Genomic DNA, 26860 nt, shown 5'->3' with positions numbered 1-26860 from the left:
TACAAGTTCAATTCAGCACTTCCGTTTCTTTTTCTAGGTATAGAAAACTACGTCTATCCTTGATGATGTTTAACGCTTTTTCTCTGTCTGGCACATCAATAACCGTTGTGATGATTGCATTCAACTGATGCTCATAATGATCTAAAGATTTTTCATCCCAACGTTTCACATAAAATTGATCTTTAAAAGCTTAGACTACATTTAACATGACCTTATATTAAAAAAAATATGCGTTTTGGTTTAATTCTAGGTGATCAATTAAATCACCAACTGGCAACACTCAAGTATTTGAACCGTGAAGAAGACATCATTCTTATGGCTGAAGTACTTGAAGAAACAACTTATGTTGCCCATCATCCGCAAAAAATAGCGCTGATTTTTAGTGCCATGCGCCACTTTGCCAAGGAACTTCAAGCAGCAGGTTGGAAAGTTCGTTATCATCCATTCAAACGGGATAGCGAAATCAAAAAAATAATTGATTTCATCCAGAGTCAACAGCAGTTATTTCCTGCATCTACACTGGTCGTCACCCAATGTGGTGAATATCGTTTACAGCATGAAATTGAGACGTCATGGGGTAACACGCTACAACTACCCGTTGTGTGTTTGGAAGATGATCGTTTCTTTTGTCGCTTAGAACAATTTAATCAATGGGCAAGCAAATATAAAACGCTGAGAATGGAGTATTTTTATCGAGAAATGCGTAAGCAAACGCAATATTTAATGCATGAACAGCAGCCCGTGGGTGGGCAATGGAATTTTGATCAAGCCAACCGTAAAGCATGGCTAGGCAAACCACCTCTGCCTACCCCATTAACATTTGAACATGACCAAATTGACTTGAACGTTATTCAACTCGTTAAAACAGAATTTTCTCAGCATATTGGTAATATTGAGCAGTTTCACTGGGCGACCACTCGTCAAAATGCGCTGCTTGCTTTAAATCGTTTTATTTCTGATCGCTTGCCCTACTTTGGCGACTATCAAGATGCCATGATTTATGGATCAGATTTTATGTTCCATAGTCTGCTTTCCCCATATTTAAATTGTGGCTTGTTATTGCCCAAAGAAGTCTGTGATGCTGCTCAAACAGCTTATTACAATGGTCAAGCACCCTTGAATGCAGTAGAAGGTTTTATTCGACAGATTCTTGGGTGGAGAGAATATGTTCGGGGCATTTACTGGTTATATATGCCTCAATATAGTCACCAGAACGCGCTCGAAAATATAACGCCTTTACCGCAATATTACTGGACAGGTCAAACCAAAATGGCCTGTATGGCAGAGTGTTTTCGGAGTACCTTTAAAAATGCCTATGCGCATCATATTCAGCGTTTGATGATTACGGGGAACTTTGCACTTTTAGCAGGTATACACCCACAGGAAATCTGTGAATGGTATCTAGCCGTATATGCAGATGCATATGAATGGGTCGAATTACCCAACACTTTAGGCATGGTGATGCATGCCGATGGCGGCTTAATGGCAAGTAAACCCTATGCAGCATCGGGCAACTATATTCATAAAATGTCAGATTACTGCCAGCACTGTAGCTATAACGTTAAGACCAAAACCGAACCAGACAGTTGCCCATTTAACAGTCTTTACTGGTATTTTATGCTCAAGCATGAAGCCATTTTTCGTCACAATCCACGTATGGCAATCATTTATAAACAACTAGATCGTTTGCAAGATAAACCTAAGCTCATCGCCCATGCCCAATCATTACTTCATCAATTAGATCAATTGTAAGAACATGAAAAAACAGCATTTACCAGAAAAAATATGCATGTATTGCAAACGTCCTTTTACATGGCGAAAAAAATGGCAGCGTTGCTGGGACGAAGTCAAATATTGTTCTGAAAGATGTAAACGACAAGCTCGGTTAACTCGGTGAATAAGTCTAGTCATAGCATTACAATGGATTGACCTATATCTTGTTCAAACAAATTTAATTTTTCGATAGCCACGCCTTATCGCTATGCATGCTTATACTGACGTGAACAATAAGCTCTACTAATATCTGGTGATCGTAATTGTTGGTGTTTGCTCTTACGACCTGCCATACGTTTGCGCCACAATTTAAAACTGCCAGATTTTAAATTCTGCCGCATTAGACGAATGACCGCAGACTCATCTAATCCATACTCACGTTGGATCGCTTCAAAAGGTGTTCTATCCTCCCAAGCCATTTCAATAATTCTGGACAACTCTTGCTCAACGAATATGTTGGTAATATTCACAATACTCTCTTGGATAAAATTCTAAGCTAAAACTATTTTTAGGATGATATTCAAACCTAAATGCTCATGTACTCATGCTCACTTGTATTGAATTAGCGGCTTTCTGTTTGTTGTTAATCTTAAAAAAAGTAACATGAATTTTTTGTGATTTTTTTAGTTTTATAACGTGGAGTTGCTAGAAAAAGCTATTCACATTCGCTTCACACCAGCTTTCTTACATTAAATAAAAACCAAGGAAATAGTGTGATGAAAATTTTGACGACACTAATCACCACGACTATCGCAGTTTTCAGTCTAACTGCCTGTAAAAGTCTTCCAAGTTATAGCAGTGACTACAGTCAAGCAGATCAGAAGATAAAAGGCATTCCCTTCAATGATGAACAAGCCCACGATATAGGCTCACGTTTTGTCGCTGCCTTCAATACTTTGGGTACATCCAACTTTGTTACTCAAGCAAGTAGTCTGTATGCAGATCAATTGCATATTAATGATACGTTATCTCAGTTTTCCAATAAGCAAGAGCTGATCAAGCATTTTAAAGGTATGAATAATCGCGTCAGCAACGTCAGCGTCAAACTGATCAGCGCAACCCATCATCAAGATTCAGCCTACATTCATTGGTATATGGCTTACGACTTTAAAATGTTTGGGCGGACTAAAACCATGGCGTCGTATGGAATTAGCGAGATCAAGATCAATTCAAACCAACAAATCATTTTTCAGCAAGATTACTGGGACCCTGCCAACGGTCTATATCGTTCACTCCCTGTTTTTGGAGGTGCATACAAATGGGTATTACCATTCAAAAAATCCTGATTGGCTTGATCGGTGCAACTACATGTATGGTCAACCTTTCCACAAGTGCAGCCAGTCTGGAAAAATGTAACAGCGCACCTCTGGTTGTAACCAAAAAAAATGTGGGTACAGTGAGCTATTTCGCGGTCAACTGCCAAAAGCCGTGGGACAACCAGACCATCCGCTTAGATTTTAACTATAGCCACGACATTCCAGAATGGGCGTTTAAGCAGGCTGCGACCTATTTTTTAAAGAAAAATGTTACGGGCTTTACTGAAAAATCAGAATTAAATCAAATTACCCAACTCTACCGACCTGTTAAAGTCGGAGATCACTATAGTCTGGTTTATCAACATGAAAATCAAAAGCTTGAGCTAAAACTTAATCAAAAAAAGCTAGGAGAAATTCGTGATGCGAATGCCAATCAATATTTTAAAATCTGGTTTGGCAGTGCCCCATTTAATGCTAAATTAAAGCAACAACTATTAAATTAATTGGCATTCTTTTAAGCATATGAGTAATCACTTTATTCTGATGGTCGAGGATCATTTCGAATTGGCAGCAACTGTCTGCGAGTTTTTGGAAGCCCATGACTATGTAATCGATCATGCTCGAAATTTGGATGCTGCAAAAACTTTGCTCAAGTCACAACACTATAATTTATTATTATTAGATATTAATTTACCCGATGGTTCTGGTTATGAGTTGTGCGAATGGCTTCGTCATCAGCAAAATCTGGATATTCCTGTACTCATGCTTACAGCACGTGACACACTAGATGACAAACTTAAAGGCTTTGCATCTGGTACTGATGATTATCTGGTTAAACCTTTCGATTTTAATGAATTGGTCATGCGCATTCGTGCCTTGATTAAACGTGCTTTGGGTGAGGTCACCCATCATAAGTTGCGAATTCATGATCTTGTATTAGATAGTGCCACGCAAACTGTATCCCGTGCTGGACAAGCTATTGAGCTCCCTCCAATTCAGTTCAAACTACTTAAAATCTTAATGCGTAACTCACCAAAGGTGATTACTAAACAAGAAATTATGATTGAACTATGGGGTGATGAAGAACCAGAAAGTGATGCTTTACGTAGTCATATTTACAACCTACGCAAAATGATTGATAAACCTTTCCCGCAAAAACTACTGCATACTGTTTCAGGTGTAGGTGTAAAAATTTCGTTGGAATCCCAAGATCACTAGTAAAAATAAACCACAACCACCAAACCTGTATTTGCTGCCAAATTAAGTTCAGGATGAATAGACATATAATATTCGCGATCGAACAGTTCCACTCGCCAACCCAACTGTTTACAGAGTTTTTCAACCAATTGTAAACCGATACCATGTCCTTTTATTTCGAAGCCAAGTGCTGTGCTCTTCAATTCTTGCACCTTGGCATCATTTGGTAAATTGATTCCAATGCCATTATCCGCAATCAGCAGACTATGCTTTTGTTGAATAATCTGAATTTCTGAACCTTGCGAATAATTCAATGCATTTCGGAGAATATTACTCAGCACCATTTTAGTCATAGAGGGGTACAAGTTTCTAAGCTGCTCAGATGTATCCTGCTGCACATAAATTTGCATCCCCTTACTTTGACTAACTGCATGCAAGGAATCGACCAAATCATCAATAATTTCAGACAATAACATCTGCTCTGAAGCAATATGCTGAGTGGTATTTCGTGCAATCGCCAATAGAGTGTCGACCAGAAGCTGCATATCATCAATGGTGTTATTTAAGCGGGTAAATACTTTATCTTGTCCATATCGAGCCTGACAAAGCTGTACATTACCTTTTAAAATCGTCAGTGGCGTGCGTAATTCATGGCTAACATCACCAGTAAATTCGCGTTCACGCTGAATAAATTCACTCAAGACATCATGATACTTTTCTAGTGCCTGCTTCAGATATTCTGCTTCCATATTGCCGTTGGTGTAAATATCTTGAAAGGGAGATGCTTGAGTCTTTTGATGTGCCCAATCTATATGTTCTAAAGCGTTTGCAAGCCGAGTAATCGGTGAGAAATAACGTCTAGCACGACGGTTTGACCACCATAAAAAACTGTAAAGAATAAACAGGCTGAACATGAGGGGAGCTAATCCAAATAACCAGACCAACTTATTGACATTACTTTCACCAAAGACCAGCAAAACGTGTTGGCCGTTTTTTTCGCCATATACCGTCATACGCTCTTTGCCATCCACCCAAATACGATTGACTCCTATATTTAAGTGCATGTTCCGAAACTGTTGAGGTGGCGTACGAGTATTCCAGCGATAACCATAAAGGTTTTTGGTATCAGGCAAATCGGCGTCTGGATCGCGTGCCACACGCGACCAATAATGCTCCATTTCTTGTTCTAATGCCGTCTTTAATAAGGAACCTTTAATGATCCAAGCACTACAGCCTATCCCGACCACAATTGACAAGGCAATCAGCCCAATTTGCAACCAATAATAACGATTGAAAATTTCAGTTAAGGCATGCTTTTGAAAACTATGTGTCTGGGATTTCTGCATATCTTTTCCTTAGGTATGATCAGCAGCGGTGAGTTAAGGGGTCTTTTTATAAAATAAGAAATGACCAATCACCCACTCTTGCCCTTGTTCAAAACCAAACAGTTCCGCGCATGCCATGAAAAATATTCTCCAGCGTTGCCACCAAGCGTCCGCCTCTTTGCCATAGGTTTGCTCAAAGATCGGTTTAAGTTGCTCTTGATGTGCATCCATATTATCCAGCCAAGCATTTGCAGTACGTTCATAATGCTGACCAGACCATTGCCAATGCTGTTTGAGTTCTAAATGCTCTTGAAAATGTAAAAAGGTAGAGACCGAAGGCATCAGTCCGCCTGTAAAAAAGTATTTTGACATCCAGTCATATTCAGATTTTATCTCAAACGGATAATGTAAAAAACGATGACAGAATATATGACACCACAATAAACCTTCAGGCTTGAGCCAACCATTAATTTTTTCAAATAAGCGCTGATAATTTCGTACATGCTCAAACATTTCAACAGAAACTACCCGATCAAAATGATTTGGCTCAAGTTCCAAAATATTCACATCGCAGGTTAAGACTTCAATATTCTGAAAGCCACGAATTCTTGCCTGCTCTAAAATATGTTCACGCTGCGTTTTTGAATTTGAAACAGCGGTAATATGCGCATTTGGGTAACGCTCAGCCATCCATAAGCTGAATGATCCCCAACCGCAGCCTAACTCTAATATGCTTTGACCATCTTGCAACTTTGCTCGCTCACCGTAGAGTTGCAAAGCAAACTCTTCAGCTTGATCTAAAGTGGTCGTTTCATGCGCAAAATAACATGCACTATATTTCAGCCGCTTACCTAATACTGCCTGAAAAAATTGGGTCGGCAACTCATAATGCTGCTCATTGGCTTTCTCGGTTTCAATGGCGATTTCACTCTGCTTGAGCATATTCAGCACATCCATATAACGCTGTGCTGCCTGTTCAGGATCATAACGACCCTCTTGAATCAAACGCTTTTTGCTTAAGCTACGGATAGCAGCCCGAATGGCTTGGTCTGGAATTAAACCACTTTCAACCAGTTTTAATGATTTTTGAATTATATAATCCATGTGCGTACCTACTTTTTGGGTTTCCACGGAATGAACATTGAAGTCCGCTGTTGATAATCGAGATAATTCTGCCCACGATTTTTAAGTGCTTGTTGCTCGCTAAACGGAATACCCGTGATGTAATACAAAAATAGCCACATCAACACAGGATATACCCAGAGCAAGTGGAGTCCAGCTGCCACCCCTAAAATAGGATAGGCAAACCAATGAATCCATTCAAAAAAATAGTTGGGATGGCGTGAATAACGCCACAGTCCTTGATCCATGGTTAAACCACGATGTTGGGGCTGTTGTTTAAAACGATAGAGCTGCTGGTCAGCAATCGTCTCCCCCACAAACGCGAGGACTAAAATAAGTGCAGCAACAGCCAAAAATACGGGATAGCTAACACTCCAATCCTGTTGAGGCGTTGTTAATAAAGCCCACATTGGCCGGTAAAACAAAACAACTAAACCCGCCTGAAAAATAAAAAACAGTAAAAAACCAAAGTGCTGAAATTTCCCCATAGCACGGCGCATATTGGCATAACGCGTATCTTCGTGCTGTTCGGCAAGATAACGTCGCAATAAATGCGCGCTCAATCGAATAAACCAAACACCACTCAAAATGCCAATGAACAGACGGATAGGCATCGGAGCTAAATCAACAAAAATAGCTGTCAGCATGATATTTAAAGCAAGACAGCCACTCCAAGCAACATCCACAATGCCTACACGGCGGTTGAATGTTGCCCAAACCCAACAACACAACATAATCGCAAGGTTCAAGATTACGAGCTTAACGAACATCCTCTTCCCCTTTCTCGATTTGCCAAATTAATGACTGCTAGCTTCAAATAACATATGTACATCGCTAATTACGCCTTCTTTGAAGCCGCCTTCGCAATAACATAAATAAAAGTCCCACATCCGAATAAAGTTTTCATCAAAACCTAACTGTAAAACCTGCTCTTTCGCATTGAGAAAGCGCTCACGCCAATGATGGATAGTCTGGGCATAGCTGAGTCCAATATCATCAAGCTGTTTCAATCTTAACTTTTGTTGCGACGCTCTCTCTGTCAACACGCTTATGCACGGAATAAAGCTACCAGGGAAAATATAGCGTTTAATAAAATCAACTGTTCGCAGCGCTTTTTGATAGCGCGCATCTTCAATGGTGATGGCTTGAATCAGTGCCAGCCCTTGTGGCTTAAGTAAATCACGACATTTTTTAAAATAGGTTGGAAGATACTGTTCACCTACAGCCTCAATCATCTCAATTGACACCAATTTGTCATACTTACCTTCTAACAAACGATAGTCTTTTAATTGCACATCAACTCGGTGACTTAAACCTGCTGCATGCACACGAGCCACAGCTTCATCAAATTGCGCTTGAGAAATAGTGATGGTGGTGACTTTACAGCCATAATGTTGAGCCGCATAAATTGCAAAACCGCCCCAACCGCTTCCAATCTCGACCAAATGATCTAAAGGTTTTAGTTGTAGTTTTTGACAGATCAACTCTTTTTTTAAATCGGAGGCAGCTTCCAAAGACATATCTACAGATTCGAAGACTGCACTGGAATACATCATGGATTGATCGAGAAAAAGTTTAAAAAAATCGTTACTGAGATCGTAGTGTTCTGCGATGTTTTTACGGCTACCACTCAGGGTATTGCTCCGAGTTCTGTACCAGTTTTTCAGTACAAACTGGCTCAGTTGCGCCATGGCATTTTGATTAATCTTATCCAACACTTCACGATTTCGAGCCAAAATCTGTATAAGTTCGACCAGATCATCACTTTTCCAGTCTCCACGAATATAGCTTTCGGCAGCACCTAATACGCCTTGTTTGAATATCAACTGCATGACATCCGGATTGTGTACCTCAATCACAGCATGCAAATCTGAAGCCTCTCCAACAGTACCATTCCATACGCCACGAAAAGTAATTTGTCCATGACGTAGTCTGAGTAGGCTTCTAAGTAAAAATGGCAATGAAGCTTGCTCACCATAACGTAATGCTTTCATCATGAGGGATTAATCCTTATTCTTTTTCGGATGCCGATAAAATGGAACCTTTTTCAACCATAACCTCAAGGCTTGAACATAAATAGAAGCCATCATTTTTAAAGGTTCTAGACTATATCTCAGAGCATAATAATGTTGTTGTGAAGGAAATGTGATGGGATTCAAACGAAAGCGCATCGTGGCATCAAATATCTGTTTTTGTTGTTCAAACAGTTGCATGTGAATCACATTCAGTGAGTCTGAAAAGTTAAACCGCCAGCGATAATCAAGTTCCATCGGCATAAATGGCGAAACATGAAATGATTTTTCAAAATTGAACTCATACCCCTTAAAATCACCATGGACTTGTGGTCGCTGGCGACAATCATGCAGATACACCTTGCGTTCATTCCATGGGGTATTGGTGATTTCACTGAGAATAAAAATCGGCTGCTGATGCTGTTGATCAAAAATAAAATAGAAAACTACGGAATTAAACCGAATGCCCAAACAACGTGGTAAAGCCAGAATGCGTATTTGTGAAGTTGGAGATAACATGACATTCGCATATTGCAATACGGCTTTTTGGACCTTTTGTCTAAGACTGCCATGATAGTCTGTTAAAAAGTCGGCACTATACAGATTCAGAATATTCCAGTGCTGAGCGGACCAAAAAGGTGATTTATGGGTAAAACTTTCTAACTGATCTGGATCAAACCATAAATAGCTCAATTTAGATTCAAAACTATGTGCTTTAGGTGCATATCGCCGATGTCGGATGCATGCCTCAGCAATAGCCAGCGGAGTATTCAACATCTGTAAGCTCCTTTATTAATGAGCATAACTGGTCAAATAATCAACCACACGCGCAGCACTACGTGCACCATCTTCATGAAAGCCCCACCCCCAATAAGCCCCACAATACGCAGTACGATTTAGCCCCTGTAATTCATGCCACCGCCCTTGAGCCTGAATCGCTTTTTCATCAAATACAGGATGACGATAATGTCGTTGCACCAGTATTTTGGCAGGATCAATCTTCATATTCGGATTTAAAGTGGCAAAGATTTGAGTTTTACATTTCAAATTTTGCAAATTATTCATCCAGTATGTAAAACCATAATGAGTAGTCGATGAATCTAGCGCTGATTGATCTTTTGGTGTCACATGTACATGCCAACTTGCCCATTGCGAGCGTTGTTTTGGCATAATTGAAGTATCATGGTGAACCACCATATGATTATCTTGATAAGTAAAACTTCCTAAAATTTCTCGTTCTAGATCCGTCGGATTTTCTAATAATGCAAGTGTATCATCGCCATGACTGGCAAATATCACCCAGTCAAAAGTATGTAAACCTGCTTCTGTTTGAACTTGTACGTGGTCTGGATAACGTCGAACCTGCTGTACCGCTAAGTTTTCCCACTGAATTGTGGGGCATTGCTGTTGAATTGCCTGAATATAGCGATTTGAACCCTGTTTGACAGTTTTCCATTGTGGTCTCTCTTTTAACTGAAGCATACGATGATGCTGGAAAAAACTGACCACAAACTTATAAGGAATCTGCCCGACCTGATCGACTGGAGCTGACCATAAAGCCCCACACATTGGATATAAATGCTCATGGCGAAAAGCTTCTGAATAACCATGTTGGTCTAAATAGCTTTCAATACTCATCTCGGCGTCATAGTCACTTATCGATAAGTCTTTATTTTCTTGGTAAAAACGAAGTAAATCGGCCAACATATGTCGAAAGTTTTTATTGAAAAAATTTTGCGGACGCGTGAGCAATGACCATTTTTTTGACGGATTGTATTGTAAGCCTGTGACACAGTTATTGACCGAAAAGCTCATATCACTGGCTTGTGCCTCTACTGCGAGTTTTGCCAGCATCTCACTAAACAATGGATAGTTGTAATCATTAAATACGATAAAGCCACTATCTACAGCGATGCTCTGCCCCTCAATTTGAAAATGATGTGTATCGGTATGCCCACCAAAATAATGATTTTTTTCATAGATTGTGACTTGATGCTGTGCCGATAATTTCCACGCTGCATATATGCCTGAAATACCCGAGCCGATAACCGCAATCTTCATAAACAATCTTCCTTTTTTAATTTTTTTGTCTCAAGCTGAAGTAATGTGTTATTACGGCGACTTGCAGTATAAATTCGAGCTGGCACTGGCTTTAAAGCCCAAACCAAGCCTAACCATGACAGGATTTTTAATACGTAGTAAGTCACATCAATTTGCCACCAATAAAATCCCTGTCGGGTACTTCCTGCATAATAATGATGGTTGTTATGCCACCCCTCGCCAAGGGTAATAATCGAAAGAAAAAAATTGTTACGGCTCTGATCTGTCGTGTCAAAATCTCGTGAACCATATAGATGTGCAAGAGAGTTGATACAGAGTGTGGCATGAATCAATAATACTGTTGAAATGGCAAAGCCCCAGACCAATAATTGGGGTCCCGTAGTTTCAAGCTGTGGATATGCGACAGCCAACCATTCTCCCAACCCATAAATGGTGACTGCCGTGAGTAATACGACAGGGAGACTGAAACGATCCAACCAGACCAATTCGGGATATTTCAACCAATCTTTCACCACTTCTTTACGAATCTTGAAATTGTAATCATTCAGAAACCAACCAATATGGCTATACCAAAAACCCTGCGTTGAAGAATGCGGGTCTTGTTCCGTATCGGTAAACCGATGGTGATAACGATGATGGGCGGCCCACCATAAAGGCCCACGTTGCGCACTCATGGTTCCAATTAAAATAAAAATGAACTGGACAATACGAGAAGTTTGGAAGGTTTTATGCGATAAATAGCGATGAAAAAATGCCGTGATTGCAAACATTCGAATGAGATAAAACCCCAGCATAAACAGCACTGCGAATTTCGATACTCCCACCCAAAACACGGCAAAAACTGCAAGATGCAATAGAATGAAAGGCGAGATACGCAACCATTGAATTTTTGAGTCTTTGGATGGACTGTCTGGCTGCACTGTTTGGGTTTTTACATCACCCGACCAGCTATCCATCCAGCGTAGAAAAAATTTGGACATTGTTTCTTCCGCATTTTGAGTTTTTATATTTGCTTTTCATTTTATGGAACACGATATGAAATTTATGTGAAGTTCACTCCTAAGTTTCATCGTGGACCAGAAAAATCACAGTGCATTGAATGGGTTAATTTTGATGTGCTGTTCTAACTAATTTAGTCACATCATACCCATATTGACGAGCTGTTTGTAAGTAAGATTGATAGATTGACTCATCTATTTTCGGATCACGTGACAGTATCCATAAGTATTTGTGACTAGGACCGCCCACCAGTGCAACCTTATACTCAGGATCTACTCGAAGTACCCAATAATCCCCTTGAGTAAAAGGAATCCATCTTAGTCCTGTAGGCAAAAAACTGACTTTTAACTGACTATTTCCTGCATTTTGCGGATAAGCCACCCCTTGAGAGGAAATGGTTTCACCTGTTTTGATACGACAGCTATTCAATACAGCCACAGTCTTATCTAAATTTAGGGAGTAGTTTGCAGTCGTATCGCTGGCACAATTACGTTGAAAGTACATTGGAAAATGTGCGATTTCATACCATTTGCCAACATATTTATTAATATCAATCTGGGGGACGGCTTGCGGTTTTGGGTTTTCGGCCTGAACGGCTAATGATGAGAATAAACCGATACTAACAATCGCAGCATGGCTCAGAAAGCTTTTGAAGAAATTTTGCATTGCTTAACCTATCTGTAATGTTTCATGCAAAATACATGACCCCGTTGTGAACAAAGCGTGAATTCATAAGGACAACCCTGCTGCAAAATAATGTTTAGGCAATTGATTATTTTTAACTGGGTAATAAAACCACTTCTAAATACTGTAGTGGATATTTACCTACTAAAGCGTATGCAAAAGTAAAAGAATACAAAACTGAATGCTTTGCAGTAAAAGCAATTCGATAATCTATAAGAAATTGGGGTAAATGAAAGATGAACGAGGGAGTTTGCTGTGAGCTGACGATAAAGTTCGTCATCAGTGCAGAACGGTTGACATGACTGAACCTTTTATTCGATTCGTTGCTCATCTTGTCGTGGATGTATGCTCTATCAGTTGTCTTGGGCAATTTTTTAAAAGTACCCGTAAATCATTACGGGCACTTTTGCATTCAAATCAATATTTAAAAGTATAACTTAACGCAAAGGTTCGTCCTTCCGCAGGAATTGCCAGAAGTGAATTGGCATTCGTCACCGCAGCTTGTTGAGCAAATACGGTTTTATATTGCTTATCCCATACATTATAAACCCCGAAATCGACTCGACCTTTTGCCATAGGGAAATGCGCCAACACATCCATGATGGTATACCCCTTGATCTCTGCCGCGCTGTTACTATCTGTAATTCCAGCTGCTTTTAACGCCAGATCATCTTTATAAGCTTTGTCTGTCCCTTTAATGGCTAACATTTGAGCGCGTACACCATAACCTTCAGTATTGCTCCATTCTGCAAATAAAGTGCCTTTCATTGGTGAAACTGCAAAAGCATTTAACTCATGCCAATTATCCGCTGCATCTTTGTACTGACCACGGGTATAACCCAAAGTTCCCCCCACTTTATAGTTCTCCATAAATGGATAACTCACAGTGGCTTCTGCACCATAAATGCGTTGATCGGTATCGACTACATTGACAGATCGGTCAGAGTTAAATTGCACGACTTTATCAGAAGTATTGTAAAAGCCTGTTAAACCTAAATTTAAACCTGAATCTTGATTTAGACGCCAACCCAATTCATAGCTATTGACCGTAATTGGCTCAATACCCGAAGTCGTTAAGGTATATGCTGCGACATCACGTAATACGCGTTGTACATCTGGATAGCTATAGCCTTGAGAGAAATTAGCATAAAGTTGTTGCGCATCTGTCAGTTTGTAAACAGTCCCTAAATTGAACAGAAATTTATCTGAATCTGTCGAATCCGCTGCCATTAAGGTATAAGGCTTACGTGCTGTTAAATAACTGTCAGTATCCGCTTGGACATATTGATAACGTACACCTGCCTGTACATTGAGGCGATCAGTTAAAGCATAATCCCCTTGTAAAAAAGTCCCGATATTCTGAATTTGAGTATCTGGGCCTGAACCTTGTGTTTCGCCTGTTGGGGTATAAACTAAACCTGTGTTGCTAGGCAGATAAAAGTCTGCCCACTGATGATCTTTTTCCCAGTCATAGTCCAAACCATAAGTCAGTTTTAACTCACGATCTGCCACTTTCAAATCGGATTGTAAGGTCGAGCGAATGCCCGCATAGTCCACATTGGACTGGCTTTGTTTAACACTCACACCATCTTTCGAGTAGCCATAAGGGACAAATCTAGATTTTTCATTTCGATAGTAAGCTTCTACCTTTAGTATTTGCCCTAAAAAATCCTGATTTTGATATTGCGTATTAAAAGCATAGCGTTCAGTGAATGGTTGCTTGTCTAAGCTCCACCCCTTAATTGCTTTTAAAGAAGGTTCTGTTTTTGTCTGTAGATAAGAATAATCAGGGCCATATTCGGTATCTTGTTCATCTTTATAAGTTGACAAAAACAACTAAACATGCGAAAAGACATTTTTGGTTAACCGATGTTTGCACATGCCACGGATTGTTACCGTCCCACTCAGCTTAGAACAGCGTGCACAACTAATTCTCCTGACCAAGCATGCAGCACATTGGCGTGAAAGACAACGTGCCCAAACCATTCTCTGGCTTTCCGAAGGTAAAACTGTTGCCGAAGTTGCTGCGTTACAAGAGCGTATCCCAGAAACCATAAGGCTACAACGCCGACATTGGGAGCTACATCAGTTTGAATCGATTCAAGAAGGTCATCGCTCAGGCCGTCCCAATACACTGACCTCAAACTATCAGGCTCAAATCTTAGAGTGGGTCAACACAAGTCCACTCAATGCAGAACAAATCCGAGTCAAACTGCATGAAAAACACGGTGTATCCGTGTCTGTTGAAACTCTTCGCAAGTTTTTGCGAGATTCAGGCATGGTCTTCAAACGCACCCGCCACAGCTTGAAAAAAAAGAGACCCGACCGCATTTGGACAAGCGCAACAGCAGATTGAAGCATTACGTGAGCAAGCGGCACGTGGTGAAATTGTATTGGGCTATGTGGACGAAACAGGATTTTCGGCTACGCCAGATAATCGTTATGCATGGACAAAGATAGGCGATGTTCATGCGGTTGATGCTGTAAGACTAAAGCGAGTTAATGTGATGGGTTGTCTGCTGTCAACGGGTCATCTGATCACCAGTTGCCTACAGGAGTCCGTTAACAGTCGCTGGTTTTATGCCTATTTGATGGGTGTAGCAGCACAGGTGAAACGCAGCTATCAAGTTCCTTTGGTGTTGATTGTTGACAATGCCTCGATTCATCGCAGCAAACAGATGGTAGATTGGCGCAAGCTTCTTGTACAAGAGTATTCAACGACTTTGTATTTTCTACCTGCGTATAGTCCTGAGCTGAATAGAATTGAGATGGTTTGGAAGCAGATGAAGTATAACTGGCGGGATTTTAAGGTGATGAAGGCAGATCAAATAGAGCGTTGGGTTGGGCAGATTTCAAAGGGTTTTGGTAATGAATACATGTTTACTTTTTAGTTGATACTTAATATTGCGCACCAAAACTTAAACTTTGGCTATCCGTCAAATTAAAATTCAGTCGTCCATTTACATCAATGGTATCGGTATCCATCGTGCTGCCCTGCCACGGGCTTAATGAAATACGATCTCCATTGCCATCAAACTGTGAACCACGGCTGGTATAGTCTACGCCCAGAAAACCATCTACTTTGTCATGGGCAAAAGAAGCGGTCTGTCCAACTTGATAAGCCAGACTATCACTACGGAAATTATCGGCAGCAGTCAGACCCAATTTGGTCTGAAAACTGACAGGTTCAGATTTGTCTGCTCGTTTAGTAATAATGTTAATAATACCGCCTGTTGCGCCAGAACCATAAATGCTGGTCGCACCCGAAACGACTTCAATATGATCAATCATATTCGGGCTAATACTGTTCAGTTGACGCGCGACATCACGTGATCCTGTTTGAGATACCCCATCAATCATCACCAGTACATTACGTCCGCGCATGGTTTGGCCATAGTTACTGCTTGTTCCGCTGCTTGGCGCAAGCGAAGGTACCAGTTGCGCTAAAATATCAGCAACTTTACGACCTGTACCTGCCTGCTGTGCAATTTCATCTGCTGAAATGGTTTGAACGGTCCCCGCAATTTCCGCAATACTTTTTGGTGTTCGTGTTGCTGTCATGATAATCGTTGGGAGCTTCGCTTCGGCATTTTGTGTTTCAGCCCCTATCGCAACGGAATCATTTGCATAAAGTTGGGTGCAAATTGCTGTTGTAAGCAAGCAAAGGCTAAAGTGTGACAAGCGCATTTTTATTTCCAAATAGTAAGTATTAATATTGGTGCAAATAGTAATCATTATTATTACTATTGTAAAAACTTTTATTCCAATTTTTTATTTTTTTATGGATTTTAATGGCTATGTCTAAATACAGTTGTGAGACTAAGTTTTGTTAAAAATATAAGCTAAACAATGTCTTCCTAATGGAAGACATTTCCAAAATACCCACAATCTTTTCTATGAACGAGCTAATGCTCCACACCTTTCATAAAATTTGTCTCTAAAACAATGATATAAAATGGCTGTTTTTTCTAACATGTGAATTTTTTTCTGGGCTTCGTAAGCAATCTCGTGGGCGACATATTCATACGATTTCACATTTTCATCGGGCTCCCCTACAATTTTCTCTGCTGGAGAATGCTCAAAAATAAAATAACTCATCATGCGCATTACAGCTTTAAAATGCCCTTTTCCCACCACACTTTCTTCGCCCAATAAGATATGCCACCCTAAATCATGCTCTGATGCAGGATAATATAAGGACAACCGATCCCGTTTAGCCTCGTATATTTCTAAATAGCCCACATCCTGCCCTTCAATTTGAATAATATACAAACGTTGATGGTCATCAATCAGCATCTTCTCAAAATAGACAGCCAGCTCTAGTTCGGGTTTGTTCAGTTGCCACTGCGGGATGACATGAGGTGTATGCATCCATTTATAAAGTAGTGGAAAATCTTCAGGTAAAACCACTGCGCGCAATGCATAGGCAATCCCTTTTTCTGCATAAGAAAAATAATGAGGAAGACTTGAGGATAATGTTTGCATAGAAGTCCTTTATTTTTTGTCTTAGACCGATATTTAAATGCTGTAATAATACTGTTCTGTGGGATGCTGACTAAAAAACTGCTCTCTTTTTTGTTGTTCCAAAAGTTCCATTTGTTGGAATTTTTCTGAATGGAATGCTGCAACCTCAGGTTTTAAAATGAAAACACCATCTGCATCACCAATGATCAAATCGCCTGTTGAAATGATTGAATCAAAATATTGAATATCTTGATCAAAGTCGACCAGACTTTCTCCTTCTGCTCGGGTGGTTAAACAACTCACCGCTTGTGCAAATACGGGAACTTTCATGGCACGTAAAGCACAAATATCAGTGACTGCACCAAGAACAATGATGGCAGCCAATTCATGGTAAATCGCTGCACGATGACGTTGTTCTCCCCAACAAGCACGGTAACCCAGTTTCCGCGCATCAATCACCAGTACGTCACCTGCTTTGCTTTCTAACAGTGCATTGCGTAGCAGCATGGCATTGATGGAGTTTAAAGTAACCGTTCGCACCCGCCCTATAACATGTTGAACTGAATTAACTGCATGAATTTCAGGTAAATAACCTGTATCTAAAACATGCCCAATGGTTGAGCTGGCAATATTGGCATACTGTGTAAATAAACGATTTAATTGATCTGACATGGGCTTTGATCTCTTTCTTGATCCTTTTTAGCTAAAGGGCAACTGCTACAATATTCACGTTTTGATTCGGGGAGTTGAAAATAAAAACAGCACTTTTTCCTTAGGTAAGTTCCACTGTTTAACTTTCGTTTTTGTTCTAACAAAAGAAATGGATTTTGTTTTAAGCCAAAAGATTCGGCAGGTAAATTTGATAAGAATTGGCGTTGCTGCAAAATTTTTGTCAAAGTCTGTTGAGATGAATTTTGTTTCTGCATCAGGTCATAGAACTGTAAAATCCTGAGCGCTGTGTTTTCCCAAAGCAAAAACTTCTGTACTTTGGCAACTTTACTCATGACCTCAAATACTTGACTTAAATCATCAAAAATCCTCAGCATGGTTGCTTGATACGTTTGCTGTTGCGTCCACCACGTATCCTTTTTTAAAAATGTGGGTTTAATATTTAAATGACGATCCCAATACCAAGTCGATGTTATTTGCACTGAAAGCGCAGACAATTCCCAAGGTAAACTCACCTCATCCGTTAACAATGCATATAAATAAGGAAACAACAGTGGAACTGCCCAATATTTCATAAACATTGAACCTGAACAGGTTAAGTTAACGGCCTGTATACGTGTTGAAAATTCGGTGAGCACCTTTAAACACTGCTCAAGATCTAATAGATCGGCAAAACTATCTGCATCGTGCATATGCAAATTGATTTGAATATTGAGCCTTTCAGCCAAAACATGCTTGGCTTGAGAAAGACCCAATGATTCAAATTCAGGCTCTGAGACAACATTCACGACAGAGATATGGGAACGCACGTTCTGCTGACCTGTTCAATCATTCTTTTCAGCAGTCTGCAACTTCTTGACGAAATTACAGGTTTGGCCCATACGGCTAGGCATGCTTCCAGTTCGATTCTCTTGCTCAAGTAAAGGGCGAATAAGCTGTTTATATGGCCAATGCTCTTCTTCAAATAAAATATGCTGTAAGGCTGAACGGGCTTCATCACTGAATGGCACGGCATTCAGAGCCTCCTGCAACGCTTGAGCCAAAATTTGCCATAACTCGAAGGCATTGAGCTGATAATATTCAGCAACTGACTCCAATATACTGGCTAAATTAACTTGTATCCCTAAGGTTTGTAGGTACGAAATAAGATCTTCTATCGAATCATGATAAAGCGTGATTCTGAAATCATGTGGGCTTAAATACTGCGGATCTTCCAGCCCCTGTTGTTGTAGCCAAGGTAAATAAATGCGTAATGAGTCATGATCACGCAACATAAACCCAGCAAACTGACCCTGTTTAAGAACAATACAAATATTCTGACCATGAATTTCCCCCATTAATCCCAGACTGAAGAGCCTTAAATTCACGTCAAAAAAATCTCGACACAACATCTTGAAAGTCGCCATGATATTTTCTTTGGTCGACTGAAGTTTTTGCGCCTTTAAAATAAACTCAAATGGATATATTTCTCCCGCTAAACATTGTCCTAAACTGGCCATCGGAATAATTTGGTAAGGCTGTTGTAAGAGTTCAGCAGGAATACGGCGCCGTTGTACCGCTAAATGCATCGGCTGCTCATCAAATAAGGTCAAATTATCTGGAGTTAAATTTTCAGGATCATGGGGTAAATATGCCCACCACTGATTTTCATCACACAACCATAAACGCGTGTTTAAAACCTCATCCAGTTTCTTTGCATCTTGCAACAGCTTTTGGTTTTTTTGCCCATTGATCATTTTCACAGTCGGCAAAAAACGCAGTGAACCCAAAGACTTCACGGCCAAAGGCAGCTTTAGACTGTCCTGTGGTTTTGAGGCTGATAATAAGCTTCTTAAGGATGAACTCGCATACATTTCGGTAGATTGAAATTCCAATGGAATCATCACGCCATCTAGCAGTTCTTGAGCAAATTTCTCCGACAAAATATGCTTAAACTGCCAAATATGCATCGGTAAAACCAGAAACTCATCACCGATTTCTTTTTGATTTAATTCCTGCGCTAAGGCAGCATATTGCTCATGATCTAAAAAAATTTTAGCGGGTTGCTGGGTTTCAATCTGCGTTACCGCCTGACCATAGACCAGTTTTTCTTTTTTAACTGCAACCCAACACAAAGGAATAGGCTGAGAAAACTCTGGGCTAAATTGCAGATACTCCTCTGCCGAAAAACCATCTTTTAATTTGGCCAGCGGATGATATGGACGGTCCCTGAGTCCAGCATATTGTTCAAGTTGAATAAACAATTCGGCAGGACAATCTAAACCCCATGTTTCGGTACGAATCTGATGCTGTGCAGTGAGCTGACTTTGCATCATGCTCAGTTGCAGATCATCTCTAAATGTCTCTAACTTTGCAGTTTCACAGTGAGAAAAGTCGCCAAAACGCTGCATCACATCAAAAAAATCTAATGCGCTTAATGCGCGTAATTGATAATTCTGATCTGCTTGAATCCATACTTGGTAAGCAGGCATATGTGGTTGAATAACCCAATCCTGTTGAATTGCCTGCTGTAATGGAAGAACTATAAATTCCGAAAAATCGGCGTGAAATAAAAGTGCGAAAGAGATTCGATCTAGATACGTCTCGAACAAAGCATTGAAATTCTGCTCAAAACGATCTTTTAACAGTGCCAATGCCTGTGTCTTAGTAAAAATGACATGCTCTGGAATATAACCTTCCACCAAAAAACTATTCACCAAATCCACCAAAATCATTTGGGTCGTTACGGTTGGTGAAAACAACATCGTATTCATCTTTAACCCTCTTGAGCAGTTGGTTTACGGAACTGATAAAGTGGATTATTCACCAGACGAAGTTGTACCTCGCCATCGCCAAACAAACGTCTTTTGGTTAAAGATTCGATGCAGAACTGTGCAGCAAATACATCAAATTTTTCATATCTATTTTGATGTTCAGGATTTTGTTGTTGAAAATGATGAATAATATTGGCCGCAATTTGCCAAAAGTGTTGTTCAGGAAAATTGATTTTCTGCTGTAATGTCATCGCAATATCGCTTAAAGCAACGAAAAATAGGCAGGCACAACTAAAATCTCGTACGGCATTTAAATCATCAGTCAAAATAAATGACATGCGATTGGCTTTTGCATGTTCTGCGGGTAAGGCATGTAGTTGAGGATATTCATGAGGATGAGTTAAATGTTCTGGACTAAAACGAACACCATCGTGAAAATCTTTCAAAATAATGCGCGTCGGCCAGCCATTTTTATGCACTAGAATAATATTTTGACCATGCGATTCCGAGCCAATACCTTCTGCATGTAATAGAAATAAAATCGGTTGAATCACCACAGAATGGAATTGTGTAAGCCACGCTTCCGTACCATATTTTTCTAGCCACGGTTGAATAAGCAATTGCCCATCACGTTGCACATGACTGACGCCATTGAGCGGAATAGCATCTTCTTCTGGCTTTAAGTAAGCGTGAACACTTTCACGCCATAAACTCCCAATCGTGCCATAGGCTTGTTTGGCGTGTGACGCAGGTAATTTGCTAAAATCAACCGCTGTGGCATGCACTTCTCTTAAAATTGCAAAATCTAAAGACTTTGCCAGTTCACTATTTTCGATTAAACGCTGTAACCAATCTGTAATTAACGGACCATTCATTGCAGCATGTGCCGCTAAAATTCGTGAACTGGAAGTATTGGTTAAACTCATTGCAAGTTTAATGTAGGGCTTTTCTGGATGCTGTAAATTGGTCAAAGTTCTTAAGGACTGTTGCGCTATGTACGCATCACTTCCGTGACCTAAATAGACAATTTTTTGTTTCGCAATTTCTTCAAAGAATGTATGAACCAGCGTATTTTCCCATTGCCAAGGATGTACGGGTAGCCAGGTATATTCGCTGGTATTTAAATCCTGAGCTTTCAATGTTTGAGCAAACAGCGCTTGATCTTGCTCAGTTAGTTGTTGCTGTAAAAACTGTTCCGCATGAATAGACTTTGAAGCATTTTCTGAGAGCAAGGAATGATGAATGGCTAACCATACCAAGTGGATCGGTTGTGCGTATTCCACCCCATATTTCAGGTTGTCCTGTAAGCTAAAACCAACACGTGACTTGTAACAAGGATGATAAGGATGACCATCCATTAAATATGTTTCTAGAACATCATAATTGTACTGTGTCACAGGAAGTTGAAATTGGTTTTGACAGTGTTGCGATTGCACATCATGAATAAATGTCCGTTTTAATTCATAAATGAAATCTTCCAATTTAGCTGCGTTTGGAATCGCACGGACAATTTCCTCAATCACTTGGTTTAGTTGGGTCGCTGACTGTTGTCCTGCATGGTCTTGACGAATCACCTCTTGCTCATCCAAACGGACTAAACCAAAGCTTAGATAGCGCTTGCCTGCTGCACGGTACTGAATTTCTTTTTGATTTTGATCGAATGCTTGGATGATAAATACGTCATTTTCAAATTTTGCATCAATCACTTCTTCAAAAATTAAAGCCTGAAGCAATTGTTTGATGACACGTTGTTCTACTTTGTTGATTGCAGTTTGATCGGGTTGTTGCCAAGCTAAAGTTGCGACATAAGAGGCATTGTTTTTGTTCGTTAATGTGGGATGTAAATGACCCATAACCGATTCCTTCATATTAAATTTTAAATGTGTATATGTTGCTGTTTTTGATGTGGAAACTTCCATGCAAAAGGCAGTGCCAAGAGCGTTATGCAGGCGCAGAAGAAAAATAGCTCTTGAATGACTTGCCTTTGTACGATGGCTAATTCAGGACTTTCTAAGAAATTTTGCGTGTGTATTTGCAAATAAAGTGCGGCAATCACAACTGCAATTGCAGCGCAAAGCCTACGCAATAAGTTATTTACCGCCGCACCATGTGTCACAAGTTCTGGATTTAAGTGATTCAGTCCTGCTGTGGTCGCGGGCATATAAGACAAGCCAAACCCCAAACCATGCATCACCATGCACAGCATTAATAAAACGATAGAGTGATTCGCTGCCAACCCTAAGCCGACAAAGGATATTGCGGTCAGCACGATACCCACACTTAACAGCCGTTTTGCCCCATGCTGATCTAGATAGCGACCAGCACGTTTACTACACAAGCTGGTGGTTAAAGCACTACTCATCAGTAATGCTCCTGACCAAAGTGGACTTAACTGCAAACTATTTTGAACGAGTAAAGGAATCAAAAATAAGCTCAAAAATAAGCCGATGGTATGCACAACCGATAACATCAAGCTGTAATTAAACTCACGACTTTGAAAGATAGACCAAGTAATAATGGCATCTGGCTTTTTTCGACTAGCCCAAAAAAATCCAAACCCTGCAAAACCACTCAGTCCCAATAACCACCAGAACGTAGGCTGATAGACATCCTGCAATTGTTGAATAAGACTTAAGGCCAACACGAAGCAAATAATGAAAATTGACAATAATCCAAAACCAAGCCAGTCAAATTTTAAATTTTGAATAGCAGGTTGCCGAGGCAGATAAAACCACCCCACAATTAAAGCAATGATTGCCAATGGTACATTTAATAAAAATAAGGCATGCCAACTAGACACAGCGAGCATCAAGGCACCTAACATTGGACCACAGGCTAAGGTCAGCATAATCATTGCTCCCCATAGCCCCGTTGCTGCCCCCCTCTGTTCTTTCGGTGTAACTGAAAAAATAATTCCCAATGACAACGGAATCATCAGCCCACTGGCAAATCCTTGTAAGGCTCGGACCGTTAACACGGTCTCAAATTGCGAAGCGAAAGCCCCGAACATCGAGCTCAACATAAAAAGACTTAATGCGGCTAAATACACACGACGCTTGCCCCAACGTTGGCTGAGAAAACCTGTCAGCAGCAAGCTTAGACTCATGGTCAAAAGGAAAATTACCATGACCCAACTGACTGTTGCTTCAGCAATTTGGAAATCTTGCATTAGTTGAGGAATAGCAGGATTAAAACTGCTGTTATTAATACTTACTGTACCTGTACCCAGCATCACTGAAAGCATGACGCAACGTTGCGACAGCAAAGTATCAGAAGCCGCGGGAGAATCTAACTTTGACATTTCAGCCATGCCTATTCCCAGCCCTACTTCATCGAATATTCAGGGTGGTGATCTACAGCTTTTCTTGAAATCTGCGATGACATCACATCTGTACGAGCATGGGTTTTAGATATCGCACTCTTCGCAAATGGACGATCAGATTCTGGGTAGTGAAAATCCTGAAAACTTTGTCGCCCTTCGATGTTGAAATAGGACTCGCCCAAAATCTGATTGGCAATTTTTGCAGAACGAAAAGCCCCTAATCCGAGGTCAGGTGTACCCACACCATGATGTCGCAAATCAGTATTCTGAATATAAATTTTGCCTTCACCTTGATAGTTCAGTTGATGGTGTTCATTGATCTCCCAATGATTTTGTCCATCTAGGGGAATATCACGACTCAACTTAGTTAAAAAGTCTAACGAAGGATATTGATAACCCGTTGCTGCAATCACCATGCTGGCCTGAAGGTTTAAAACTTGCTGTTTCTGGGTTTGGAAAAATTTCAGTTGAATATTTCTTTCATTGATTATTTCTGCATTTTCAAGCTGATGATGTCCTGCAATCGTGACATGTATCTCTGCATCTCCAATGCTACGCTGATATAAGCGCTCATAAATATCACGAATGGTTTTAGCACTAATGCCTTTATATAAATTTGCCTGTGTCACAGGTAAAGTATCTTTGAGTTTTTTAGGCAAGTGATAAAAATAAGACATATAGTCTGGGCTAAAACTTTCCAAACCGAGTGGCGTATTTTCCATCGGGAAAAACCCAGCCGAACGCGTCAGCCAATATAAATGAAATTGTGATTGACCCGTTTCAGGATGTATTTGCTTATCAAATAAATCTATGAATATCTCAGCAGCAGACTGACCTGAACCAATCAGGACAACATTTCCTGATAAATGATCCTTACACTGATTGATATAATTTGATGAATGTATACACTGCTGTGTCTGCTCAGCCACCCGCTGTAACGGTTGCGGTAACTTAGGTATAGTGCCTGTGCCTAAGACCAACTTTTGGGTTTGTTGAACCGACAGACGACCTTTATACTCAGTAATTACCTGAAAACCACCTGAAATAGGTGCAATGTCTGTTACGCGGCTTCCAAATTGTAAATTACGTAATTGTTTGACCACCCACTGGCAATAGTGATTATATTCTTGCCGTGGAATATACATATTTTCCCGAAAATAAAACTTATATAAACGCTGATGTGCTTTTAAATAATTCAGAAAACTATAGGGACTGGTCGGTTCGACCAAACTGACCAAGTCTGCCATAAAGGGAACTTGCATCATCGCATTCGGCAACTGTATGCCTGCATGCCAATCAAACTCATGCCGCTTATCCACAAATTGATATTTGAGTGAAGCATGTTGATTGAGCAATGCAGCCAAACTTAAATTAAATGGTCCTAAACCAATACCGATAAAATCAAGCATGTTCAGCCTCCACTACAGTTTGCGCAACATACAGTGGGTTTTTTAAATTGACATAAATCGACTGTTGAGAAATATCGGCTTGTAGTTCGTCCAACTCATACAAACGCGTCATTAAATTGCCCTTATAAGGGAATGTCGTTTGATGTAAAACTGTCTTTAACAATTGGCTTTCAGGATATTTTTGATACGCTTGAATCAAATAAGATTGTAGTTTTTCAAGCAGTTGCTGTTCTTGAACGACACCTGTTATGCCAATTGCATTAATCAAGCCAAATAAGGTATTCCCAATAAAGTAATATCGGAAACGCTCATCCACTAAAGCCTGCGGGCAAACGGCCTGCCCATCTGTCGCCAAGGTCGGAAAACGTACCAAAATTTCGTTGGCTAATTCTTGAATATAATAAAAACCTTGATTGTCTCTAAACCAAACATTTTTTGGCATTCCATCTTCAAGTTCAATCAGTGTATTTTGCTGATGAGCTTCAAATGCCATACCAAACTCTTGGTACAACTCCATCAGGGGTAAAATTGTAATTTCTAAAAAACGCTCGAACCACTGCAAAGCCACATCTGTTTGACTCAGTCCTGTCTGCTTTGAAACTTCAGCAAAAATTTGACTAAAACGATTTTTGGATTCAAACGGATGATCTTGGCACAACGAAGCGATACAGGTTACATCATCACTTTGCTTGAATGGATTTTCCCGTAGAATACAGATGGTTTCATCCAGAACTTGACCATTCACTTTTAATGCAATCCAAGCTGGATCACTGATGGTCTGTAATCGTGGATTACGTTGTCTAAAATCTGCAAGACAGTCATCATTCCATAATTGATAGCTCAATAAACCACGATGGCACTCTTTATAGAGATTCACACGAATCGAATTGGTCACAGCCACAGTCATTGAAGCCTTAAACATCCAAGGTGCTTGCTCACTATATAAAGTTCGCACGGATGTTGTGGCTTTCATTTCCCACCCCAATGCACCAAAATCAATTAATTTCCCTTCATGTAAAAGCTGTTGATACCAGTCTTTGTCTTTTAAATATCTTGCCTGCCACGGATGCAAAGGTAGCAACGCATAATTAGGATGCTGCGCCATTTTTTCATGATGATAAGTATTAAAGTATGGTGCTAAATCTTGTTTTAATTGGCTTGGAATCGATAAATTACGCGCATTATCATGAATGACATAATCTGGATGCACATATAAAAAATGCATTTTGAAAGCGGTCTGAGTTTCTGGTGAATAATGCTTCCAATCATCTTGTACAAAACCCTGACGGCTTTTAGGTGACGGATGCATACTATGTCCAAGAACAAGCGCCTGCTCACTTTGAACAAAGTTTTGCTTCGGCGCAATGACATCATCCATTTGATCTTTTCGATGAGTTAAAAACTGTTGTAATGCTCGACGGCTTTGAATCCAGCACTCCAATAAAGAAGAGGTATCTAACGCTTTTTCATTTTCTTTTAGGGTTAGATTTTCCAATAAATTGGCAGCCAAATTTACTGAACTAATTTTTAAAATTTGATGGTCTTGCTCAACCCATGGTAAATCAGCCAAACGATGCCGCCCCACTTTACTCATATATTCAAGCGGTGCATAAACATATCCAGCAATGCTATCCAAAGGAATACAGACCAAAACCTTGCCCCGACTCTGCTCACGTAAATGTTGTGATTGCTCTGCGACAGGAATTAAATATCCATTTCCTGTTTCTTGTAGATATGAATTAATTAAATGTTGTAAAGCGATCTTATCCGTAATTGATTTCATCGTTATCACTCTATCTATTAAGTAAAAATAG

Annotated in this window: 25 protein-coding genes and 2 pseudogenes; 7 read left to right on the top strand and 20 right to left on the bottom strand. The window is 40.1% G+C overall.

What is annotated here, in order from left to right; translation table 11 throughout:
- Positions 1 to 7: 7 nt before the first annotated feature.
- The gene (locus C3F34_RS20295) at positions 8 to 169 is read right to left on the bottom strand and encodes a hypothetical protein (protein ID WP_158654353.1); all 162 of its coding nucleotides are present in this window, start codon (positions 167 to 169) and stop codon (positions 8 to 10) included.
- A 59-nt stretch (positions 170 to 228) separates the two neighbouring features.
- Between C3F34_RS20295 and C3F34_RS10935 the strand changes: the two genes are divergently transcribed.
- Both C3F34_RS10935 and C3F34_RS10930 read left to right on the top strand, forming a co-directional pair.
- Complete coding sequence (locus tag C3F34_RS10935; RefSeq protein WP_104441589.1) at positions 229 to 1752, top strand: cryptochrome/photolyase family protein; 1524 nt, start codon at positions 229 to 231, stop codon at positions 1750 to 1752.
- A gap of 4 nt (positions 1753 to 1756) precedes the next feature.
- Positions 1757 to 1897: a DUF2256 domain-containing protein gene (locus tag C3F34_RS10930; RefSeq protein WP_104441588.1), complete on the top strand. Its 141-nt coding sequence runs from the start codon at positions 1757 to 1759 to the stop codon at positions 1895 to 1897.
- Positions 1898 to 1979: 82 nt separating this feature from the next.
- Here the strand turns inward: C3F34_RS10930 and C3F34_RS10925 are convergent, their stop codons facing one another.
- Positions 1980 to 2192 (bottom strand): TIGR03643 family protein, encoded by a 213-nt coding sequence (locus C3F34_RS10925; protein WP_044740882.1) that lies wholly within the window; start codon positions 2190 to 2192, stop codon positions 1980 to 1982.
- 297 nt (positions 2193 to 2489) lie between these two features.
- Here C3F34_RS10925 and C3F34_RS10920 point away from each other — a divergent pair, with 297 nt between their 5' ends.
- From C3F34_RS10920 to C3F34_RS10910, 3 genes are read left to right on the top strand one after another with little or no spacing between them, the layout of a single operon-like run.
- The gene (locus C3F34_RS10920) at positions 2490 to 3059 is read left to right on the top strand and encodes a nuclear transport factor 2 family protein (protein ID WP_104441586.1); all 570 of its coding nucleotides are present in this window, start codon (positions 2490 to 2492) and stop codon (positions 3057 to 3059) included.
- Positions 3032 to 3532: a chalcone isomerase family protein gene (locus C3F34_RS10915; protein ID WP_104441585.1), complete on the top strand. Its 501-nt coding sequence runs from the start codon at positions 3032 to 3034 to the stop codon at positions 3530 to 3532. The genes C3F34_RS10920 and C3F34_RS10915 overlap by 28 nt, the downstream gene beginning before the upstream one ends.
- A 19-nt stretch (positions 3533 to 3551) precedes the next feature.
- The gene (locus C3F34_RS10910; protein ID WP_104441584.1) at positions 3552 to 4247 is read left to right on the top strand and encodes a response regulator transcription factor; all 696 of its coding nucleotides are present in this window, start codon (positions 3552 to 3554) and stop codon (positions 4245 to 4247) included.
- On the opposite strand, the gene C3F34_RS10905 is transcribed toward C3F34_RS10910, so the two are convergent.
- The 9 genes and pseudogenes from C3F34_RS10905 to C3F34_RS10865 all read right to left on the bottom strand — a co-directional run.
- Entirely contained in the window at positions 4244 to 5572 is a 1329-nt protein-coding gene (locus C3F34_RS10905; RefSeq protein WP_104441583.1) for a sensor histidine kinase, read from the bottom strand. The genes C3F34_RS10910 and C3F34_RS10905 overlap by 4 nt on opposite strands.
- A gap of 33 nt (positions 5573 to 5605) precedes the next feature.
- The gene (locus C3F34_RS10900; RefSeq protein ID WP_104442340.1) at positions 5606 to 6655 is read right to left on the bottom strand and encodes an SAM-dependent methyltransferase; all 1050 of its coding nucleotides are present in this window, start codon (positions 6653 to 6655) and stop codon (positions 5606 to 5608) included.
- An 8-nt stretch (positions 6656 to 6663) separates the two neighbouring features.
- The gene (locus tag C3F34_RS10895; protein WP_104441582.1) at positions 6664 to 7443 is read right to left on the bottom strand and encodes a DUF1295 domain-containing protein; all 780 of its coding nucleotides are present in this window, start codon (positions 7441 to 7443) and stop codon (positions 6664 to 6666) included.
- Positions 7444 to 7470: 27 nt separating this feature from the next.
- The gene (locus C3F34_RS10890; RefSeq protein WP_104441581.1) at positions 7471 to 8670 is read right to left on the bottom strand and encodes an SAM-dependent methyltransferase; all 1200 of its coding nucleotides are present in this window, start codon (positions 8668 to 8670) and stop codon (positions 7471 to 7473) included.
- Between the two features lie 6 nt (positions 8671 to 8676).
- Positions 8677 to 9462, bottom strand: a complete 786-nt coding sequence (locus C3F34_RS10885; protein ID WP_104441580.1) for a DUF1365 domain-containing protein — start codon at positions 9460 to 9462, stop codon at positions 8677 to 8679.
- Between the two features lie 15 nt (positions 9463 to 9477).
- Positions 9478 to 10746, bottom strand: coding sequence for an NAD(P)/FAD-dependent oxidoreductase (locus C3F34_RS10880; RefSeq protein WP_104441579.1), 1269 nt, complete (start codon positions 10744 to 10746; stop codon positions 9478 to 9480).
- Positions 10743 to 11726 carry an acyl-CoA desaturase gene (locus C3F34_RS10875; RefSeq protein WP_104441578.1) on the bottom strand — a complete coding sequence of 328 codons (984 nt, stop codon included), beginning with the start codon at positions 11724 to 11726 and terminating at the stop codon, positions 10743 to 10745. Before C3F34_RS10875 ends, C3F34_RS10880 begins: the two co-directional genes overlap by 4 nt.
- A gap of 124 nt (positions 11727 to 11850) precedes the next feature.
- Positions 11851 to 12411, bottom strand: coding sequence for a lipocalin family protein (locus tag C3F34_RS10870; RefSeq protein ID WP_104441577.1), 561 nt, complete (start codon positions 12409 to 12411; stop codon positions 11851 to 11853).
- A gap of 435 nt (positions 12412 to 12846) precedes the next feature.
- A pseudogene (locus tag C3F34_RS10865) lies at positions 12847 to 14250 on the bottom strand (TonB-dependent receptor); the annotation flags it as partial.
- Positions 14251 to 14308: 58 nt separating this feature from the next.
- Here C3F34_RS10865 and C3F34_RS10860 point away from each other — a divergent pair.
- Both C3F34_RS10860 and C3F34_RS10855 read left to right on the top strand, forming a co-directional pair.
- On the top strand, positions 14309 to 14785 hold the full coding sequence (locus tag C3F34_RS10860; protein ID WP_004677047.1) for a helix-turn-helix domain-containing protein: 477 nt from the start codon (positions 14309 to 14311) through the stop codon (positions 14783 to 14785).
- On the top strand, positions 14781 to 15320 hold the full coding sequence (locus C3F34_RS10855) for an IS630 family transposase (protein ID WP_126038012.1): 540 nt from the start codon (positions 14781 to 14783) through the stop codon (positions 15318 to 15320). Before C3F34_RS10860 ends, C3F34_RS10855 begins: the two co-directional genes overlap by 5 nt.
- Positions 15321 to 15330: 10 nt before the next feature.
- Here the strand turns inward: C3F34_RS10855 and C3F34_RS10850 are convergent.
- The 9 genes and pseudogenes from C3F34_RS10850 to C3F34_RS10810 form a co-directional block, all read right to left on the bottom strand.
- Positions 15331 to 16116, bottom strand: a pseudogene (locus C3F34_RS10850) (TonB-dependent receptor plug domain-containing protein); the annotation flags it as partial.
- A 207-nt stretch (positions 16117 to 16323) separates the two neighbouring features.
- Entirely contained in the window at positions 16324 to 16914 is a 591-nt protein-coding gene (locus C3F34_RS10845) for a GNAT family N-acetyltransferase (protein ID WP_104441576.1), read from the bottom strand.
- Between the two features lie 33 nt (positions 16915 to 16947).
- Positions 16948 to 17565 carry an RraA family protein gene (locus C3F34_RS10840; RefSeq protein ID WP_104441575.1) on the bottom strand — a complete coding sequence of 206 codons (618 nt, stop codon included), beginning with the start codon at positions 17563 to 17565 and terminating at the stop codon, positions 16948 to 16950.
- Positions 17550 to 18371, bottom strand: coding sequence for a (2Fe-2S)-binding protein (locus C3F34_RS10835; protein ID WP_171284966.1), 822 nt, complete (start codon positions 18369 to 18371; stop codon positions 17550 to 17552). The genes C3F34_RS10840 and C3F34_RS10835 overlap by 16 nt, the downstream gene beginning before the upstream one ends.
- Positions 18372 to 18386: 15 nt before the next feature.
- Positions 18387 to 20315 carry an IucA/IucC family protein gene (locus tag C3F34_RS10830; protein WP_104441574.1) on the bottom strand — a complete coding sequence of 643 codons (1929 nt, stop codon included), beginning with the start codon at positions 20313 to 20315 and terminating at the stop codon, positions 18387 to 18389.
- 2 nt (positions 20316 to 20317) lie between these two features.
- Positions 20318 to 22168, bottom strand: a complete 1851-nt coding sequence (locus tag C3F34_RS10825; protein ID WP_104441573.1) for an IucA/IucC family protein — start codon at positions 22166 to 22168, stop codon at positions 20318 to 20320.
- 23 nt (positions 22169 to 22191) lie between these two features.
- A complete protein-coding gene (locus C3F34_RS10820; protein ID WP_104441572.1) occupies positions 22192 to 23625 on the bottom strand; it encodes a DHA2 family efflux MFS transporter permease subunit in 1434 nt (477 codons plus the stop codon).
- Positions 23626 to 23639: 14 nt separating this feature from the next.
- Positions 23640 to 25046 (bottom strand): lysine N(6)-hydroxylase/L-ornithine N(5)-oxygenase family protein, encoded by a 1407-nt coding sequence (locus tag C3F34_RS10815; RefSeq protein WP_104441571.1) that lies wholly within the window; start codon positions 25044 to 25046, stop codon positions 23640 to 23642.
- Positions 25039 to 26829 (bottom strand): IucA/IucC family protein, encoded by a 1791-nt coding sequence (locus tag C3F34_RS10810; protein WP_104441570.1) that lies wholly within the window; start codon positions 26827 to 26829, stop codon positions 25039 to 25041. Before C3F34_RS10810 ends, C3F34_RS10815 begins: the two co-directional genes overlap by 8 nt.
- Positions 26830 to 26860: the final 31 nt, after the last annotated feature.

The organism is Acinetobacter sp. ACNIH2 (assembly GCF_002934965.1).
GTDB lineage: Bacteria > Pseudomonadota > Gammaproteobacteria > Pseudomonadales > Moraxellaceae > Acinetobacter > Acinetobacter tandoii.
The sequence above is the reverse complement of the archived record's forward strand: the minus strand, read 5'-3'. Positions and strand labels throughout refer to the sequence as shown.